Origin of the sequence: Microbacterium testaceum StLB037 (assembly GCF_000202635.1) — a bacterium.
GTDB classification, from domain to species: domain Bacteria; phylum Actinomycetota; class Actinomycetes; order Actinomycetales; family Microbacteriaceae; genus Microbacterium; species Microbacterium testaceum_F.
Window position 1 is genome coordinate 1,537,674 of sequence record NC_015125.1, and the last position, 18,383, is coordinate 1,556,056.

An 18,383-nucleotide genomic window follows, 5' to 3' on the forward strand; every position below is an offset into this window, starting at 1 on the left:
CCCGAGGAGCGGGCTCCGTCTTCGCGTTCGGGGGTCTCAGCGCATCGGCAGCAACCGCGTCGGCGAGGGCGACGCCGTGCGGTGACGCACGCGACCCGGCACGCCCGTGCGGGCATCGAGCGGGAGCGAGACGATCTCGTCGGCCAGCTGGCCCGCGACGAGCAGCGTGTCGTTGACCACGACGTGGTGCCGCGGCCAGTGCGTGCCGGCGTCCGCGAGAGCGGTGAACTGCAGCGCCTCGCCCGCCCCGCGTACCGCGAGCACGCCGATCGTGTCGCTGCCGCGCACTCCCGCGTAGAGCGTGGAGCCGTCGCGGCTCGCGCACAGCTCGGCCGCGGTGTCGGTGTCGAGACTGCCGACGAGCGGCTGCCCGGAGATGATGTGCCACCGGCCCTCGGCATCCGGAGCCAGGACGAACACCTCGCGACTGAGCTCGGTCACGACGTAGAGGTGGCCGGACGGATGCCACAACCCGTGCCGCGGACCGCTGCCCTTCGGCAGCACGACCTGCTGCACGAAACGCAGCCCGCTCTGGCCGGGGCGCCAGAAGCGCACCAGATCGAGGCCCATGTCGGTGGTGGCGACGAGACCGCTGGGGAGGAATATCGCCTGGTGCGAGCGCGAGACGCGGGGGCCGATCGCGGCCTCCTCCGACTCGGCGTCGGTCTCGGGCACGGCGTCGTACGCGGGAACGTCGTACGCGGGAACGTCGTACGCGGGAACGAGGTCGCCGTACTCATCGCCCGCGGCTTCGCGCAGGGCCCGCGCGGCCGCGGCGAGATCGGGGACGACGGCGCCCGAGACGCGAGCGCCGGTCGAGACGCCGCTCTCCGCGGAGTCGGAGCCCCAGGGATCGGTGGCCTCCGCGGCGATCACGGGACGCGACGGGCGGCCCGCGGCATCCAGGTCGATCCGGACGACTCGTCCGTCGCTCCAGCAGCTCGCCACGAGGAAGGTCGCGTCCGGCGACACCGCGACATGGCAGACCGACTCGCCCGCCTCGATCGCGGGGCCGACCGGGGTCAGGCGCGTCTCGCTCGTGCGGCGGTAGGCCTGCACCGTCCCGTCGGATTCGAGCGCCGCGTAGAGCAGATCGTGCGTCGGGTGGGCGGCGAGCCACGATGCCGAACCGGGGGCGGCCACGGCCGTGCCGACCATTCCGAGCGGGCCCGAGGCCCAGACCGAATCGGCGTCTCCGGCTTGCAGGATGCCGATGCCTTCGGCCGATCCCGCGTCCCCCGCGTAGGCCCCCACCCAGAAGCGCATGTCAGTCGATCAGGTTGTGTCGCACGATCACCTGGTCGCGCGCCGGGCCGACGCCGATGACCGAGATGCGCGTTCCGCTCATCTTCTCGAGTGCGAGGACGTAGTCCTGCGCGTTCTGCGGCAGGTCGTCGAACGTGCGGGCGGTGGAGATGTCTTCGCTCCAGCCGGGGTAGTACTCGAGGATCGGCTTCGCGTGGTGGAAGTCGGTCTGGTTCACCGGGAGGTCTTCGAAACGCACGCCGTCGACGTCGTACGCGACGCAGACCGGGATCTGCTCGAGACCGCCGAGGATGTCGAGCTTGGTCAGCACGAGGTCGGTGATGCCGTTGATGCGCGTCGCGTAGCGCGTGATGGGGGCGTCGTACCAGCCGACCCGGCGGGGGCGGCCCGTGGTGGTGCCGAACTCGAAACCGCGCGAGCGCAGCCAGTCGCCGCTCTCATCGAACAGCTCGGTCGGGAACGGGCCCGAGCCGACGCGCGTCGTGTACGCCTTCACGATGCCCACGATGCGGTCGAGGCGGTTCGGGCCCACGCCCGAGCCGGTCGAGGCGCCGCCGGCCGTCGCGGACGACGACGTGACGAAGGGGTAGGTGCCGTGGTCGACGTCGAGCATCGTGGCCTGGCCGCCCTCGAAGACGACGACGTCGCCGGCATCCAGAGCCTCGTTCAGCAGCAGCGAGGTGTCGGCGACCATCGGCCGCACGCGCTCGGCGTAGGCGAGCAGGTCTTCGACGACCTCGTCGACGGTGATGGAGCGGCGGTTGAAGACCTTGACCAGCAGGTGGTTCTTCTGGTCGAGGGCTCCCTCGACCTTCTGGCGCAGGATGTTCTCGTCGAAGAGGTCTTGCACGCGGATGCCGACGCGGTTGATCTTGTCGGCGTACGCGGGGCCGATCCCACGGCCGGTCGTGCCGATCTGACGCTTGCCGAGGAAGCGCTCCGTGACCTTGTCGAGCGTGCGGTGGTACTGCGTGATGATGTGCGCGTTGGCGCTGATCTTCAAGCGGCTCGTGTCGAGGCCGCGCGCGTTCAGCGCCTCGAGCTCGGCGAACAGCACCTCGAGGTCGACGACGACGCCGTTGCCGATCACGGGAGTCACCCCGGGCGAGAGGATGCCGCTGGGCAGGAGGTGCAGCGCGTACTTCTCGTCGCCGATGACGACGGTGTGGCCGGCGTTGTTGCCGCCGTTGAACTTCACCACCCAGTCGGTGCGCTCACCGAGCAGATCGGTGGCCTTGCCCTTGCCCTCGTCGCCCCACTGGACGCCGACGATCACGATTCCGGGCATGAGTGCTCCTCGCATGTTGTCCGGCGGTACACCCCATCCTATCGAGAGGGTCCGACACCGCCCCCGCAAGCCCCGCCTCGGCGGAGGCCGGCTCGCTAGCGTGCCCCCATGGCACGATTCTCGGCGTCGACGACGGCGCAGACCGCGGGGCGCGCCCCGGGGTGGGCGGCGGGGTGGAACCTCGCGCGGGTGGCGATGGCGGTGCTCGTCGCGGTGGCGGTGGCCGCCCAGTTCGTCTCGACGGTGAGCTTCTCCGCCGCGATGGGCCGCGACCTCCTCACCGTCGTGGCGAACTTCTTCAGCTTCTTCACGAATCTGTCCAACCTCTCGGCGGTCGTCGTGCTCGCTCTCGCGGGAGCGAGGTTCTTCGTCCGCGGCCGCCGTCTCGAGGCCGATCCCCCCGCCCTGGCCACCGCTCTGGCGTGGGTGTCGACCTACATGATCATCACCGGCATCGTCTACAACCTGCTGTTGCGAGGGCTCCCGCCGCAGCCCGAGTCGGTGGGCTGGTCGAACGAGATCGTGCACGTGTGGGCCCCGCTGTTCTTCCTGCTCGATCTCCTCGTCGGTCCGGGTCGACGTCGGCTCCCGTGGAAGGCGGCCCTCGGCGCGGCGATCTTCCCGATCGTCTGGATCGTCTACACCCTCGCGCGCGCCCCCTTCATCACGAACCAGACGACGGGCGCGCCGTACTGGTATCCGTATCCGTTCTTCGACCCGCACACGAACGGCTGGGGCAGCGTCGCGGTCTACATCGTCGTCATCGCGGTGGCGGTCGTGGGTCTGGCGTGCGGGGCCGTCGCGATCGGGCGGGTGCGCGGCATCCGTTCGTCCTGAGGCGCCGCTCGCAGAATCTCGTCGTCCTCGCGGAAATCGGCGCGAACTCTCCGAGTTCGACGCCTTTCTCCGAGCGGGGGACGGATGCCACGCCCCGGGCGCTCTACCCTGGAGCGCGTGCGCACGCGACTGATCTCGGCGGTTCTCGCCGCCTCCGCCCTGCTCCTGATCGCCGGATGCGCGGGGCCCACCCCCGCCACCCCGCCCGCGAGCGAACCGAGCGCGGCCGGCGCGTGCGCCTACCCGACGTCGGGGAAGCCGTCGGTCGACGTCACCCCTCCCGCGGAGGGGACGGAGCGGCCGGCCGGGGACGTCCCGGTGACGCTCGATACTTCCGCCGGGCAGATCTCGATGACCCTCACCGGCGCGCGCACGCCGTGCACGGTCGAGAGCTTCGTGTCGCTCGCACAGCAGCAGTACTTCACCAACACGCAGTGCCACCGCCTCACGACGCAGGGCATCTTCGTGCTGCAGTGCGGCGATCCCACCGGGACGGGTCGCGGCGGGCCGGGCTACACGTTCGCCGACGAGCTCGACGGTAGCGAGACCTACCCGGCCGGGACGGTCGCGATGGCCAACACCGGCCAGCCCGGGACGAACGGCTCGCAGTTCTTCCTCGTCTACGCCGACTCGAAGCTGCCCCCGAGCTACACGGTCTTCGGCACTCTCTCACCGGAGGGCCTCGCGGTGGTCGAGAAGATCGGCCAGGCCGGCGTCGCCGGCGGGGGTGCCGACGGCGCGCCCGCGACTCCGGTGGAGATCACCGCCGTCACGGTCGGCTGACACTCCTCCTCCCCAACGCGGAGGGGGGACGGAACCCCTCCACACGAGTCGGGGAGCGGCATCCGCCCCCGATAGAATCGGCGTATGTCCAAGGTCCTGCAGTCCCTTCCCGTCGGCGAGCGCGTCGGCATCGCCTTCTCGGGTGGTCTCGACACCTCGGTGGCCGTCGCGTGGATGCGCGACAAGGGGGCGATCCCCTGCACCTACACCGGTGACCTCGGGCAGTACGACGAAGACGACATCGCGTCGATCCCCGGCCGCGCGACGCAGTACGGCGCCGAGGTCTCGCGCCTCGTCGACTGCAAGACGGCGCTCGTCGAAGAGGGCTTCGTGGCGCTGGCGTGCGGCGCGTTCCACATCCGCTCGGGCGGACGCACGTACTTCAACACCACACCGCTCGGCCGCGCCGTCACCGGCACGCTGCTCGTGCGCGCGATGAAAGAAGACGGCGTCGACATCTGGGGCGACGGCTCGACCTACAAGGGCAACGACATCGAGCGGTTCTACCGCTACGGCCTGCTCGCCAACCCCGCCCTGCGCATCTACAAGCCGTGGCTCGACGCCGACTTCGTCACCGAGCTCGGCGGCCGCAAAGAGATGAGCGAGTGGCTCGTCGCCCACGACTTCCCCTACCGCGACAGCGCCGAGAAGGCGTACTCGACGGATGCCAACATCTGGGGCGCGACACACGAAGCCAAGACCCTCGAGCACCTCGACGTGTCGCTCGAGATCGTCGAGCCGATCATGGGCGTGCGCTTCTGGGACCCCGCGGTCGAGATCGAGACCGAGGACGTCACGGTCGAATTCGAGGGCGGCCGCCCCGTCGCGATCAACGGCACGCGCTTCGACGACCCGGTCGCCCTGGTGCGCGAGGCCAACACGATCGGCGGACGCCACGGCCTCGGCATGAGCGACCAGATCGAGAACCGCATCATCGAGGCCAAGTCGCGCGGCATCTACGAGGCCCCGGGCATGGCGCTGCTGTTCCTGACCTACGAGCGCCTGGTCAACAGCATCCTGAACGAAGACACCCTCGCCACGTACCACGAGCAGGGTCGCCGCCTCGGTCGCCTGATGTACGAGGGCCGCTGGCTCGAGCCGCAGTCGCTCATGCTGCGCGAGTCGATCCAGAAGTGGGTCGGGTCGACCATCACCGGGTCGGTCACCGTGCGCCTGCGCCGCGGTGAGGACTACACGATCCTCGACACCGTGGCATCCGGAATGTCGTACTCGCCCGAGAAGCTCTCGATGGAGCGCGTCGGCGACGCCGCGTTCGGCCCCGTCGACCGCATCGGGCAGCTCACCATGCGCAACCTCGACATCGCCGACTCGCGCGCGCGTCTCGAGCAGTACGCGAGCCTCGGTCTCATCGGCGGCCCGACCGGCGAGCTCGTCGGCGACGTCGCCGCGGGCGGCGCGCAGGAGATCATCGAGTCGGCGGCCCCCCTGTCTGCCGAGGGCGAGCGCCTGGCCGAGGCGACGGATGCCGCGGGTGAGTCCGCCGCGTTCGACTCCGGCACCGACTGACGAGACGACCTCGACGAGAGCCCGCGGCGCCCGGCGTCGCGGGCTCTCGCGCGTTGCGGGCCCACGCGCAGCGCTGGCTCCCGCGCATCGCAGGCTCCCGCGCATCGCCAGCTCCCGCGCATCGCCGGCTCCCGCGCGCGGCTGGCCCCCGAGCATCGCGGGCTCTCGCGCATCGCGGGCCCCTCCGGGAGCGCCGGTCGCTAGCTCAGCACACCGCACGCGCTGAAAACGGTGATCGTGACGATCCCCTCCGCACCCGTCTGCGACTGCAGGAGATACGACCCGGTGTCATTCCGGATCAGCGTGTAGGGGGAGGTCGCGATCACGCTCCGGCCGGGGGCGACCTCGACATCGCCCGGGGTGTCGGAGGTCGTGACGTCACTCGCGTAGGTCTCGCGGATCTCGGCGATCGTCGAGGCGGGATCGGTGGCGCCGAAGACCCGGATCCAGTTCCACCGCGCGATCCCCGGGTCCTCGTCCGCGCAGGCCTCCACATCGTCGTTGTGGGGCTGGTCGAACTTCACCTCTCCGAACGCCGCGACCAGGGCGTCGCTCACCGCGCGCGCGTCGGAGCGCACCTCGTTCATCGACTTCGTGAAGGTCCGCGTCGGCACGTCGGTCGGCGCGTCCGCCGTGCACCCCGCAAAGCCCATCGCGAGGAGGGGAACGGCCAGCAGGGACAGGGAGGGATGACGGCGCACGATCCCATCCTCCCGCGACACCTCAAGAATAAGTTGCACACACCCGTGCACTTTCGGCGTACACTGATCCCTCGTGAGCATTCCCACCCGCCGCGACGCCGTCGAGAACCGCGCCGGCATCCTCGACGCAGCGACCGCCGCGATCGGCCACGACCCGCGCGCGTCGATCGACGCGATCGCCCGCCGCGCCGGACTCTCACGCCGCGCCCTGTACGGCCACTTCGACGACCGCAACGCCATCATCCGCGAGGTCATCGCCGCGGGGGCGGTCCGCTTCAACGCCATCGCCGACCGCGTCGACGACGCCGACTCGCGCGTGGCGCTCGCGCGCCTGGCATCCGAGCTCTGGGCGGAAGCCGCTCACGTGCAGGCCGCCGCCGCGCTCGCCCTCGACGACGCGCACCTGCCCGAGACCTCCGCCGCGCTCGCCCCGCTGCGTCGCCGGATCGACGCGATCGTCCGCCGCGGGCAGGAAGCCGGCGAGCTGCGCACCGACCTGCCCGCCCCGACCCTGTCGCGCCTGCTCGAAGAGACGGGCCGCACGGTCGTCAGCCGCGTCGACGCCGGCGCGTCGACGGCGCGCTCGATCGCCGTCCGCGCCGTCCTGGGCATCGCCGGCCTGTCGTGGACCGAGGCCCAGACCCTCCTCGCGGAGTACCCCGAACTGGAGAAGCAGTGAGAATCGTCCTCTCCGAGGTCGCGAAGGGCCGCGCTGAGCGCGCCCTCCCCCCGACCTCCGCCGCGTTCGAGACGGGCCGGGCCACCCTGGCCCTCGCCGAGACGGAGCAGCGTCCCACGGTGCTGGGCCTGGTGGCATCCGGTCGCATGAAGATCGACAGCGGCGAGGTCACGATCGACGGACGAACGGATGCCAAGGCCATCCGCCGCCGGGTCGCCCTGGTCGACGCCCCCGTCGTGTCGGAGCCCGAGCCGAACGTCACCGTCACGGGCGTCGTCGCCGAGGAACTGATGTTCGCCGGGCACGCGCCCACGCCCTTCGCCGCCGCGCGCTGGCTCGAGGACATCGGCCTCGACGCGCTCGCGAGTCTGCCGATCGGCAACGTCGATCCGGCCGCCCGGGTCCGCCTGCTCCTCGAGCTCGCGGCGCTGCGCAAAGACGTCGAGGGACTCGTCCTCGTCGCGCCCGACCGCCACGGCGGCGAGCCCGCCGCCTGGTGGCGCATCGCCGGCGAGTTCGCGGAGCGCGGGTACGCCGTGCTCGTGATCGCGGGCCAGGCGTCGCAGACGGCCCTGGACGCCGCCGGTGCGCTCAACACCACACCTGCCGAGGAGGACGCGCGATGAAGGTCCCGCAGATGATCACCGCGGAGCTCCGCCGCCTCACCTCGACGCGCATGTCGGTGATCGCCCTGATCGCCCTCCTCGCGGTTCCGATCCTGTACGGAGGTCTCTACCTCTGGGCGAACCAGGATCCGTACGGAAACCTCTCCAACGTGCCGGTCGCCCTCGTCGTCGACGACACGGGTGCCGATGTCAACGGCCAGCAGCGCAACCTCGGCGACGAAGCCGCCGAGCAGTTGCTCGACAGCGACACGTTCGAGTGGCACCGCGTCTCCTCCGACGCCGCGGATGCCGGACTCGAGCGCGGCGACTTCGACTTCATCGTGACGCTCCCGGCGGACTTCACCGAGTCCGTGGCATCCCTGTCGAGTTCGTTCCCGCGACAGGCCGACATCGAGCTGCGCACGAACGATGCGAACAACTACCTCGCCTCGACGATCGGCACGCAGGCGGTCGCGCGTATCCAGGCCTCCGTCGCGAAGAAGGTCGTCGATGAAGCGGGACTCTCGCTGCTCGACGCCCTTCACACGATCCGGGTGAGTCTCGTGGATGCCACGAACGGGGCGACGCAGCTCGTCGACGGCCTCGACACGGCGAAGAACGGCTCGTCGCAGCTCGCTACCGGGTCGGCGACCCTCGCCGACGGGTCGTCGCAGCTGGCGGACGGCACGGCGCTGCTGTCGAGCGGCGCGAACCAGCTGCGCGACGGGACGGCGCAGCTGCGCGACGGGTCGGCGCAGGTCGCCGATGGTGCACGTCAGGTCGCCGGGGGCGTGGACCGCATCGACGACGCGGCCCGCCAGGTCGGCACGATCGCCCAGGAGGCGGCGGCACGACTGCCCGAAGCGCGGACGGACATCGCCAAGGCCCTCGCCGACGCGGGGCTGAGCCAGGCCAAGATCGACGAGATCCTGTCGCGGCTGGACCCCGTCGGCGAGCGCCTCAGCGCCGCGAACGCCAAGGTGCAGAGCACGGTCGACCAGATCAACCAGCTCGACGATGGTGCGAACCAGGTCGCCGACGGCAGCGCCTCCCTGGCCACCGGAGCCGCCTCCGCGGCCGACGGAGCCTCGACCCTGGCCGATGGCGCCGGGACCGCGGCATCCGGAGCCGCCCAACTGCGCGACGGCGCGGCCCAGCTCCGCGACGGCGCGAGCCAGCTCGACAGCGGCATCGGCCAGCTCTCGACCGGCGCGACACAGCTGCGCGACGGGCTGGCCTCGGGCGTGCAGCAGATCCCCGACTCCGACGACGCGACCCGCAAGGCTCAGGCCCAGGCCATCTCCGACCCGGTGAGCGTCGGCACGAGCGCGGTCACCAAAGCGCAGAACTACGGCGCGGGCCTCGCCCCGTTCTTCGCGGCGCTCGCGGGCTGGATCGGCATCTACGCGCTGTTCCTGATCGTGAAGCCCGTGTCGAAGCGCGCGATCACGGCGCTGCGCTCCCCCGTCCGCGTGACCCTCGCGGGCTGGCTCACGCCCGCGGGCCTCGGTGCTCTGCAGATGGTCGGGCTCTTCACCGTCCTCGCCATCGCCCTGCAGTTCTCGTTCGCGAATCCGTGGGCTGCCCTCGGCATCCTGTTGTTCGCCTCCGCGACCTACGCGGCGATCGTGCTGGCCCTGAACGTCTGGCTCGGATCGGTGGGGCAGTTCCTCGGACTCGTCCTCATGGTGCTGCAGCTCGTGACGGCCGGCGGAACCTTCCCCTGGCAGACGCTCCCCGCACCTCTCGCGGCACTGCACCACGTGCTGCCGATGGGATACGTGGTGGATGCCATGCGCCAGGTCATGTACGGCGGAGACGTCTCACGCGTCGGGCCCGATCTGCTGGTGCTGGGCGCGTGGATGCTCGGCGGAGTGGCCCTGGCAGCGCTGGGAGTGACGCGCATGACGCACCACCGCACCCTGCGCGACCTGCAGCCGAGCCTGATCGGCTGAGGACGCGCTCCGGGCCGGGTTCCGCGTGAAGAGCGGAGGATGAGGGACAACCGGAGGGGGAACCCGCGGCATCCGTCCTCCGCTCGCCCCCGCCCCTCCGCTCTTCACCGCGGCCCCCGGCCCCGCATCCCCTTGAACGGGCCGACCTCGTCCGCCGCCGCCCCAGGACCCTTCCCGGCTACGCCGCGATCACCGCAGCGAGCGCCACGACACCCGAGCCCAGGATGCCGCTGAGCCCCAGCCGCACGACCCGCAGCGGCCAGCGGCGCCGCGTGCGCCGCCACGGCAGGGCCGCGAAGCGGCGAACGGCTCCGACGGATCCCGCGGCCGCGACGACGACCGCCACGACCCAGAGGGCGGGCGATGCCTGCGTCCAGTCCACGAGCAGCGACGCGGCCGCGAACGCGACCACGACCCCGAAGGCCTCGGCCAGGACCATCACGCGGTCGCGGTGCGAGAACCTTCCGCCGAGCCAGGCCCGGACGGCGAAGAGGACGGCGACGGCCACGAGGAGCGCGGCGAGGACGACGGCGCTCATCGTGCCGCTCCCTTCGTCAGAATGGCGTAGGCGACCTCGTCGACGTTCGTCGCGGTGTCGTCCAGCACGAACCCGGCTCGCCCGGCCGCCCGATCGAGCATGATCGCGGAGGTGAATCCGCCGGTCTGCCCGTTGTGGAAGGTGATCGCGGTGCCGTCGACGTCGAGCGTGAACCAGAACCACCCGATCGGACCGGATGCCGTCTCCCGGCGCGGATCCATCGCGGAGGCGCCCGGAGCGGTGCCGTCCAGGAGCGCCCGGACGAAGAGCGTCATGTCGTGCGCGGTGGAGCGCACGCCGCCCGCGGGGGCGTGCCCGCCGATGGCCCACTGGTCCTGCGCGACGCCCTGCGCGTTGTAACCGCGCGTGTCGATCGGACGCAAGTCGGCGGCGGTCACGGGCACCGTCGACTCGGTCATCCCGAGCGGCTCGAACAGGCGGGTCGAGAGGAGGGTCGGATAGTCCATCCCGGCGCACCGCGCGATCGCCTGCCCGAGAAGGGCCGTGCCGAGGTTCGAGTACTCGAACGTCCCCGGCTCTCCGACCCGCTCGGCGCGGGTGAGGGCGAGCATCTCGTCGACGGTGAGCGTGTAGGGATTCTGCCCGAGGAGACTGCGGCCGAGCGTGTCGGCCTGAAAGCCCGGATCGCTGAGGAGACGCGGCATCCCGGATGTGTGCGTGGCGAGATCGTCGAGACGGACCGCTCCCGCCGCAGTGCCGGCCAGCTCGGGCAGACACCCCTCGAGGCGGTCCTCGGCGGCCAGCTCGCCGCGCTCGATGGCGTCCTGGAACAGGAGCCCGGTCATGGTCTTGGTCGCCGATCCGATCTCGAACGGCGTGTGCTCGTCGGCCCCGAAGCCTGCGAACCGCGTGCGATCGCCGTCGATGGACACGACGACCGCTTCGTGACGTTGGCCCGCGGCGAGGAGGTCGCCGCGCACGGCCGCGGCGAGCGCGGCATCGCCGGTGACCTGCTCGGAGAGCGCGGGCGGACGCGGCATCGCGAGAAGACCGATCGCGAGCGTCATCGCGGGCGCCGCCACCATCGCCGCGGTCGTGAGCAGTCGTCGTCGTGTCATGGTTCCAGCCTCGGGCGCGGCGCCGTTCTCGGCCAGGGTCGCGGTGTCACGAGGTGGCATGACATGTGTCACGTTCCGGCGGCTTCGACAGGCTCAGCCACCTCCGCCGCCCTCAGCCGATGGCTCAGCCGCCTCCTGGCCCAGGTCCCTGAGCCCGTCGAAGGGACCGGAACCCCCTCAGACCGGCAGCCGCACCTCGAACACCGTCCGCCCCGGCGCACTCTCCACCGAGATCGTGCCCCCGTGCGCCGCCGTGATCGCCTCGGCGATCGAGAGCCCCAACCCCGTGCTCCCGGCATCCCGATTCCGCGCGTCGTCGGCGCGGGCGAAGCGGTCGAAGAGCCGGCCCGCCACCCCCGGGTCGATTCCCGGGCCGGTGTCGGTCACGCGCAGCACGGCCTCGCTCCCCTCGCGACCGAGCGACAGCGTGACCGTCGTTCCCGCCGGCGTGTGCGTGGAGGCGTTGCGGAGCAGGTTCGCCACCACCTGCCGCAGGCGGTTCTCGTCCCCGGTGACCGAGATGAGGTCGTCGGTCACGTCGAGACGCCACTCGTGCGTGGCATCCGCCGCGTGCGCGTCGCTCACGGCGTCGACGGCGAGCAGCGTGAGCTCGACCTCGTCGCGACGCAACGGTTGTCCGGCATCCAATCGGGCCAGCAACAGCAGATCGTCGACGAGGGATGCCATGCGCTGGGCCTCCGACTCGATCCGGTCGAACGAGCGCGCCTGGGTCGGCGTCATCGGGGCGTCCTCGCCCAGCGACAGCTGCGCGTAGCCGCGGATGCTCGCGAGCGGCGTGCGCAGCTCGTGGCTGGCGTCCGCGATGAAGCGCCGGAGCTGTTCCTCGCTGTGGTGCCGCGCGGCGAGGGAGGACTGCACGTGCCCGAGGAGGTCGTTGAGCGAGGAGCCCACGCGACCCACCTCGGTCGACGGGTCGGTGTCGGTCGGGGCCACCCGGTCGGGGATGTCGACGCTTCCCTGGCTGAGCGACAGCGTGGACACGCGCTGGGCGACGTCGGCCACCCTGTCGAGCGGGCGCAGGCTCCGGCGGACGAAGAACGAGAGCCCGAACACGGCGATCAGCAGGGTCGCCGCGCTCACCGCCAGCAGGATCACCGTGAGCGCGCTCGTCGTCGCCGACACGTCGGCCTGCGAGCTGCCGGCGAACACCGTCGTCCCGTCGACGTCGGCGGCCGCGACCCGGAAGGACCCCAGGTCACCGCCGAGGTCGATCGAGGTGGGTGTCCGGTCGGTGGACACGTCCGCGCGCAAGCGGGCCACCTGATCCTCGGTGAGCTGCACCTGGGTGCCATCGCTGCGCGTGTAGCTCGAGGTGCGCACGGTCCCGTCGGAGGTGACCACCGCCTGCAGCGATCCGATCCGCGGCGCCGGGCGTTCGGCATCCTGGCCCTGGTTCTGCCCCTCCCGCTGGTCCGGGGCGGGGCGCGGCTCGGACGACCCGCGCCCGACGGCGAACGACAGTCCCTCGACCACCTGCTGGTCGAGACGGTCGAGGGCGAAGGAACGCAACGCCACGATCGTGGCCAGGCTCATCACGACGAACGCGATCGCCACGAGCACGCTCGTCCCGACGACGAGGGTGCGACGCAGCGTCCACCGGGAACGGGTCATGACGCCTTGATCGTGTAGCCGACGCCGCGGACGGTGTGGATGAGGGGCTCGCCGAGGCTGTCGATCTTCTTCCGCAGGTAAGAGATGTAGATCTCGACCACGCTGCCGTTGCCGCCGAAGTCGTAGCTCCAGACCTGATCGAGGATCTGCGCCTTGCTCAGCACCCGGCGCGGATTCTGCATGAGGTAGCGGAGGAGCTCGAACTCCTTCGCGGTGAGTTTGATCGGGATGCCGCCCCGCTCGACCTCGTACGACTCCTCGTCGAGCGACAGGTCGCCCACGCGCAGTCGCGGGTCGGCGTCGGCGATGGCCGCGACGTGCCGGCGCGCCATCCCCCGCAGGCGGACGACGACCTCCTCGAGGTTGAACGGCTTCGTGACGTAGTCGTCGGCTCCGGCCGAGATGCCCGCGATGCGGTCCTCCACGGCATCCTTCGCCGTGAGGAAGAGCACGGGGGCGTCGTTTCCGGCCGCCCGGATGCGGGTCAGCAGCTCCATGCCGTCGAGCCCGGGCATCATGATGTCGAGCACGAGGAGGTCGGGGCCGAACTCGCGGATGACGTTCAGCGCCTCCTGCCCGTTGGCGGCGGTGCGCGCGTCCCAGCCCTCGTTCTGCAGCGCCATGCGCAACAGGTCGCTGAGGTTGGCCTCGTCGTCGACGACGAGGACTCGGATCGGCGACCCGTCGGGACGGGTGAGGGGGGCGGGGCGGAAGGTCACGAGAGCCAGCATGCCCGCTCTCCGACCCCGCTGTCACCGGACATACGCGCTTCATAGGAACGGTGAGGGAGCGGTGAGGGTGCCGTTCCTACCTTCGGGGCACGGCCGCATCCCGCGTCCGAAAGGAGAAGCATGTACGGCACCTACCTGCGGCGCGAACTCGCCGGCCGCGTCAAACAGACCGTGATCGTCGCGGTCGGGCTCGCGATCGCCATCGCGCTCGTCATCGTCGTGAACGCCCTGTCGGCGGGGGTGCGCGACGCGCAGTCCCAGGCCCTGTCGTCGGTCTACGGCGTCGGCACCGACCTGACCGTGACCGGCGCGCAGACCGAACCCGGACAGGGCGGCGGCGCGCGCTTCGACTTCGGCGCGGAAGACGGAGCGACCCAGGACGGCACGACCTCGCTCAGCCAGTCGCGCCTGATGACCGACATGCGACGCGGCACGCTCGACGCGTCGACCGTCTCGACGGTCGCGGGCCTCGACGGGGTGACCGCCGCGACCGGCGCGCTGTCGCTGACGAACACGACCTTCTCGGGCGAGGTCCCGGATCGCAGCGCTCAGTCCGGCACGGGCGAGGGCGGGCAGATGGGAGAGCCGCCGGCCGGCGGCGGTCCCGGCGGAGACGGCGGCAGTGCCTTCGGCGTCGACTCGTTCACCGTCCTCGGCGTCGACCCCTCGGCATCCGTCGGTCCCCTCTCGTCCGTCACCGTCAGCGAGGGCCGCGCCCTCACCGCGTCCGACGCCGGCACGGATGTCGCCGTCATCGACGCGACCTACGCGACGAGCGCCTCCCTCGCGGTCGGGGGCACGCTCGACGTGGGCGGCACCGCGATGCAGATCGTCGGGATCGTCGCCTCGACGTCGTCCGACGCCGACACCGCCGCGAACGTCTACCTCCCCCTCGATACCGCTCAGGCCCTCGCGGGAGTGGGCAGCGTGGTCTCCACGGTCTACGTGCAGGCCGATTCCGCGGATGCCATCGGCTCCGTGCAGAGCGAGATCACGGCCGCGCTTCCCGACGCCACCGTCAGCTCGCAGTCCGAGCTCGCCTCGACCGTCTCGGGTTCGCTCTCGAGCGCCTCGGCGTTGATCTCGAACCTCGGGACCTGGCTCTCGGCGGTCGTGCTGCTGGTGGCCCTCTCGCTCGCCGTCCTCTTCACGATCTCGGGCGTCGCACGCCGCACCCGCGAGTTCGGCACCCTCAAGGCCATCGGCTGGTCGAACGGTCGCATCGTGCGGCAGGTCGCGGGCGAGTCGCTGACGCAGGGGCTTCTCGGCGGGGTCGCGGGGCTGATCCTCGGGCTCGGCGGCATCCTGCTCGTCAACGTCATCTCGCCGACGATCTCGGTCAGCAGCCAGGCCTCGGGCCGTGGCGACGGCGGTCCCGGCGGGGGTGGCATGGGCGGCCCGGGCGGATTCGGCCAGGCCGCCGCCCAGGCCACCGACATCGTCCTTTACGCACCGGTGACCCCGGTGATCATCGTGGCCGCGGTCGGGATCGCCGTCCTCGGCGGCGTCCTCGCCGGTGCCTTCGGCGGATGGCGCGCTGCGCGCCTCAGCCCCGCCGCCGCCCTCCGCTCGGTCGCGTGACCGGCATCCCCTCGAAGGAGACATCATGACCCTCACCGCCACAGCGACCGCGTACCGTCTGCAGGGCGTCACCCGTACCTATCGTCAGCGCGAACGGACCGTGCAGGCCCTCGCCGGAATCGATCTCGAGATCGACGCGGGCGACTTCGTCACCATCCAGGGGCCGACCGGCGGCGGCAAGTCGACGCTGCTGCAGATGCTCGGCGCCCTCGACCGCCCCTCGAACGGCTCGGTGATGCTCGGCGACGTCGACATCGCGCAGGCCTCGAACGCGCAGCTGAGTCGCCTGCGCGCGGAGGAGATCGGCTTCGTCTTCCAGGGCTTCAACCTCATCCCCACGCTCACCGCCGCGGAGAACGTCGACATGGGCCTGGAACCCCTGAAGCTGGACCGCCCCGAACGGCTGCGCCGCATCGCCGACGCCCTCACCCGGGTGGGCCTCGCCGACCGCCACGACCACCGCCCCGGCGAGCTGTCGGGCGGGCAGCAGCAGCGCGTGGCGATCGCCCGCGCGATCGCGAAGCAGCCCCGGGTCCTCCTGGCCGACGAGCCGACCGGCAACCTCGACGAGAGCATGCGCGACGAGATCCTCGACGTGCTCGAGACGCTGAACCTCGAGGGGCTGACCCTCGTGGTCGTGACGCACGACTCCGCCGTGGCGCGGCGCGCACGCCGGCGCCTGCGCCTCGCGGGCGGCCGGGTCAGCGACATCACGCGCGGCTGAGGCGCCCGGTGGCTTCGACGGGCTCAGCCACCTCCTCGTAGGTCCCTGAGCCCGTCGAGGTCCCTGAGCCTGTCGAAGGGACCGGACCCCCACCCAGCCCGTCAAGTCCCGCCGCCTTCCCGGCACCCTCCCCCTACAGTCGAAACACGCCGACCGGAGGGATGCCATGGCCGCCCGCAACACCCGCCTCATGCGCTGCACGCCCGACGACCTCTTCGCGGTGCTGTCCGACGGCTGGCTCTACCCCGTGTGGGTCGTCGGCGCGGCGCGGATGCGCGACGTCGACGAGGAGTGGCCGAAGGAGGGCACGCGGATCCACCACTCGCTCGGAGTCTGGCCCGTGATGATCCACGACCAGACGGAAATGGTCGAGTGGGACCCGCCCCGACGCCTGCGGCTGCGCCCGGAGGCCGGCATCCTGGGCCGCGGAGTCATCCGCATCGACGTCCGGCCGCACGAGGAGGGCATCGCGGTCACCATCGCCGAGGAGCCCGTGACGGGTGCGGCGTCGATCCTGCCCGGGGTGCTGTGGAAGCCCCTCCTCGTCGCGCGCAATCACGAGTGCCTCAACCGCCTGGCGTTCCTGGCCGAGGGGCGGCGCGAGGAGCGCGAAGCGCGCGAGCTCGACCACCGCACGGAGACGCCCGATCCGGAGGAGGGCACTCCTTCTCCCCAGGCCCAGGAGGACGTGCGGGAAGCCGACATCTGACCCGGATGCACCCGGCCTGAGAGAGAATCTCCCCGGACGTGTCGCCGACGACGCGGGGAAGGGGGATCGAATGGATGCCGACGTCATCGTCATCGGCGGAGGGCTCGCCGGTCTCGTCGCGAGCAGCGAACTCGTGCGCGCGGGAAAGCGCGTCGTCATCGTGGATCAGGAGAACGCCGCCAACCTCGGTGGCCAGGCGTTCTGGTCGTTCGGCGGCATCTTCCTGGTCGACTCCCCGATGCAGCGCCGACTGGGTGTGAAGGACTCGTTCGACCTCGCGTGGCAGGACTGGCAGGGCTCGGCCGGATGGGATCGCCTCGACGGCGAGCACCCGGAGGACGAGTGGGCGCAGCGCTGGGGCCGCGCCTACGTCGAGTTCGCCGCCGACGAGAAGCGCGCCTGGCTGCAGGAGCACGGCGTGCGATTCACCCCGGTGGTCGGCTGGGCGGAACGCGGATCGCTGTCGGCGCGCGGCCACGGCAACTCCGTCCCCCGGTTCCACGTGCCGTGGGGCACCGGAACGGGGATCTCGGAGCCCTTCGCCGACCGGGCGCGGGCGGCCGCCGAAACGGGACAGGTCGTCTTCCGCTTCCGTCATCGCGTCGACGGCCTGACCTTCACCGACGGCCGGGTCACCGGCATCCACGGGTCGGTCCTCGCGCCGGACGACTCTCCGCGGGGTGTCTCGTCGTCGCGCGAGGTCGTGTCGACGTTCGAGCTGTCGGCGCAGGCGGTCGTGATCGCGACGGGTGGCATCGGCGGGGATCACGAACGCGTCCGCCGGTGGTGGCCGGAGCGTCTGGGAACGCCCCCGAAGAAGATGGTCACCGGTGTTCCGGCCCACGTCGACGGGCGCATGCTCGACATCGCCGCCGACCAGGGCGTGCGCCTCGTGAACCGCGACCGCATGTGGCACTACACCGAGGGCGTGCAGAACTGGGATCCCATCTGGCCCGGGCACGCGATCCGCATCCTGCCGGGGCCGTCGTCGCTCTGGCTCGACGCGCGGGGCCGTCGCCTTCCGGCGCCCGGACTCCCGGGGTACGACACGCTCGGAACCCTGCGGCTCCTGCGGACGACTCCCGACATCGCGGATTACGACTACTCGTGGTTCGTCCTCGACCAGTCGATCATCAAGAAGGAGTTCGCCCTCTCCGGCTCCGAGCAGAATCCCGACATCACGAACCGCGACCGCGCGCTGCTGCTGCGGAGCCGGCTCGGGCGGACGGCCCCGGGACCCGTGGAGGCGTTCAAGAGCAAGGGGGCCGACTTCGTCGTCGCCGACACCCTCGAAGACCTCGTGCGCGGCATGAACGACCTGACGGGCGACGACCTCCTGGATCCGGATGCCGTGCGCGAACAGGTCGTGGCACGCGACCGCGAGCTCGTGAACCCGTATTCCAAGGACGTGCAGGCGATGGGGATCCGCAACAGCCGACGCTTCCTCGGCGACCGCATCTTCCGGACGGCCAAGCCCCACGCGCTGCTCGACCCCGACCACGGTCCGCTGATCGCCGTGCGGTTGTGGGTGGTCACGCGCAAGTCGCTCGGCGGCATCCAGACCGATCTGCGGGGCCGCGCGCTCGACGACCAGGGCCGCCCGATCGAGGGCCTCTACGCCGCGGGCGAGGCGGCCGGGTTCGGCGGCGGCGGCGCACACGGCTACAACGCGCTCGAGGGGACCTTCCTCGGCGGCTGCCTCTTCACGGGCCGCACGGTCGGCCGCTCCCTCGCCGCGACGCTCTGAG

Annotated in this window: 17 protein-coding genes; 10 read left to right on the forward strand and 7 right to left on the reverse strand. The window is 71.5% G+C overall.

The annotated features are described in order from the left end of the window. Positions 1 to 36: 36 nt before the first annotated feature. Positions 37 to 1,266 carry a lactonase family protein gene (locus tag MTES_RS07050; protein ID WP_013584535.1) on the reverse strand — a complete coding sequence of 410 codons (1,230 nt, stop codon included), beginning with the start codon at positions 1,264 to 1,266 and terminating at the stop codon, positions 37 to 39. Between the two features lies 1 nt (position 1,267). After that, entirely contained in the window at positions 1,268 to 2,554 is a 1,287-nt protein-coding gene (locus tag MTES_RS07055; RefSeq protein ID WP_013584536.1) for an adenylosuccinate synthase, read from the reverse strand. Positions 2,555 to 2,662: 108 nt separating this feature from the next. Here MTES_RS07055 and MTES_RS07060 point away from each other — a divergent pair, with 108 nt between their 5' ends. The 3 genes from MTES_RS07060 to argG all read left to right on the forward strand — a co-directional run bounded on the left by MTES_RS07060 (position 2,663) and on the right by argG (position 5,701). Beyond that, the gene (locus MTES_RS07060; RefSeq protein WP_231848156.1) at positions 2,663 to 3,391 is read left to right on the forward strand and encodes a Pr6Pr family membrane protein; all 729 of its coding nucleotides are present in this window, start codon (positions 2,663 to 2,665) and stop codon (positions 3,389 to 3,391) included. Positions 3,392 to 3,508: 117 nt separating this feature from the next. After that, positions 3,509 to 4,174 carry a peptidylprolyl isomerase gene (locus MTES_RS07065; RefSeq protein WP_043361154.1) on the forward strand — a complete coding sequence of 222 codons (666 nt, stop codon included), beginning with the start codon at positions 3,509 to 3,511 and terminating at the stop codon, positions 4,172 to 4,174. A gap of 84 nt (positions 4,175 to 4,258) precedes the next feature. After that, positions 4,259 to 5,701 carry an argininosuccinate synthase gene (argG, locus tag MTES_RS07070; RefSeq protein ID WP_013584540.1) on the forward strand — a complete coding sequence of 481 codons (1,443 nt, stop codon included), beginning with the start codon at positions 4,259 to 4,261 and terminating at the stop codon, positions 5,699 to 5,701. A gap of 200 nt (positions 5,702 to 5,901) precedes the next feature. Here the strand turns inward: argG and MTES_RS07075 are convergent, their stop codons facing one another. Then, entirely contained in the window at positions 5,902 to 6,402 is a 501-nt protein-coding gene (locus MTES_RS07075; RefSeq protein WP_013584541.1) for a hypothetical protein, read from the reverse strand. A gap of 73 nt (positions 6,403 to 6,475) precedes the next feature. Here MTES_RS07075 and MTES_RS07080 point away from each other — a divergent pair, with 73 nt between their 5' ends. The 3 genes from MTES_RS07080 to MTES_RS07090 are packed head-to-tail and all read left to right on the forward strand — an operon-like array spanning position 6,476 to position 9,641. Then, positions 6,476 to 7,081: a TetR/AcrR family transcriptional regulator gene (locus MTES_RS07080; protein ID WP_013584542.1), complete on the forward strand. Its 606-nt coding sequence runs from the start codon at positions 6,476 to 6,478 to the stop codon at positions 7,079 to 7,081. Beyond that, on the forward strand, positions 7,078 to 7,707 hold the full coding sequence (locus MTES_RS07085; protein ID WP_013584543.1) for a hypothetical protein: 630 nt from the start codon (positions 7,078 to 7,080) through the stop codon (positions 7,705 to 7,707). Before MTES_RS07080 ends, MTES_RS07085 begins: the two co-directional genes overlap by 4 nt. Further along, positions 7,704 to 9,641 carry a YhgE/Pip domain-containing protein gene (locus MTES_RS07090; RefSeq protein ID WP_013584544.1) on the forward strand — a complete coding sequence of 646 codons (1,938 nt, stop codon included), beginning with the start codon at positions 7,704 to 7,706 and terminating at the stop codon, positions 9,639 to 9,641. Before MTES_RS07085 ends, MTES_RS07090 begins: the two co-directional genes overlap by 4 nt. Positions 9,642 to 9,819: 178 nt before the next feature. Here the strand turns inward: MTES_RS07090 and MTES_RS07095 are convergent, their stop codons facing one another. From MTES_RS07095 to MTES_RS07110, 4 genes are all read right to left on the reverse strand, one after another. Then, positions 9,820 to 10,179, reverse strand: a complete 360-nt coding sequence (locus MTES_RS07095) for a hypothetical protein (RefSeq protein WP_013584545.1) — start codon at positions 10,177 to 10,179, stop codon at positions 9,820 to 9,822. Beyond that, positions 10,176 to 11,258 carry a serine hydrolase domain-containing protein gene (locus MTES_RS07100; protein WP_043362365.1) on the reverse strand — a complete coding sequence of 361 codons (1,083 nt, stop codon included), beginning with the start codon at positions 11,256 to 11,258 and terminating at the stop codon, positions 10,176 to 10,178. Before MTES_RS07100 ends, MTES_RS07095 begins: the two co-directional genes overlap by 4 nt. A 177-nt stretch (positions 11,259 to 11,435) precedes the next feature. Continuing rightward, positions 11,436 to 12,890, reverse strand: a complete 1,455-nt coding sequence (locus MTES_RS07105; protein WP_013584547.1) for a sensor histidine kinase — start codon at positions 12,888 to 12,890, stop codon at positions 11,436 to 11,438. Next, complete coding sequence (locus tag MTES_RS07110; protein WP_013584548.1) at positions 12,887 to 13,621, reverse strand: response regulator transcription factor; 735 nt, start codon at positions 13,619 to 13,621, stop codon at positions 12,887 to 12,889. The genes MTES_RS07105 and MTES_RS07110 overlap by 4 nt, the downstream gene beginning before the upstream one ends. Positions 13,622 to 13,741: 120 nt before the next feature. Between MTES_RS07110 and MTES_RS07115 the strand changes: the two genes are divergently transcribed. The 4 genes from MTES_RS07115 to MTES_RS07130 all read left to right on the forward strand — a co-directional run bounded on the left by MTES_RS07115 (position 13,742) and on the right by MTES_RS07130 (position 18,382). Continuing rightward, the gene (locus tag MTES_RS07115) at positions 13,742 to 15,202 is read left to right on the forward strand and encodes an ABC transporter permease (RefSeq protein WP_013584549.1); all 1,461 of its coding nucleotides are present in this window, start codon (positions 13,742 to 13,744) and stop codon (positions 15,200 to 15,202) included. Between the two features lie 25 nt (positions 15,203 to 15,227). Next, positions 15,228 to 15,926 (forward strand): ABC transporter ATP-binding protein, encoded by a 699-nt coding sequence (locus MTES_RS07120; protein WP_013584550.1) that lies wholly within the window; start codon positions 15,228 to 15,230, stop codon positions 15,924 to 15,926. Positions 15,927 to 16,092: 166 nt separating this feature from the next. Next, on the forward strand, positions 16,093 to 16,635 hold the full coding sequence (locus MTES_RS07125; RefSeq protein ID WP_013584551.1) for an SRPBCC family protein: 543 nt from the start codon (positions 16,093 to 16,095) through the stop codon (positions 16,633 to 16,635). A gap of 70 nt (positions 16,636 to 16,705) precedes the next feature. Continuing rightward, positions 16,706 to 18,382: an FAD-binding dehydrogenase gene (locus MTES_RS07130; protein ID WP_013584552.1), complete on the forward strand. Its 1,677-nt coding sequence runs from the start codon at positions 16,706 to 16,708 to the stop codon at positions 18,380 to 18,382. Position 18,383: the final 1 nt, after the last annotated feature.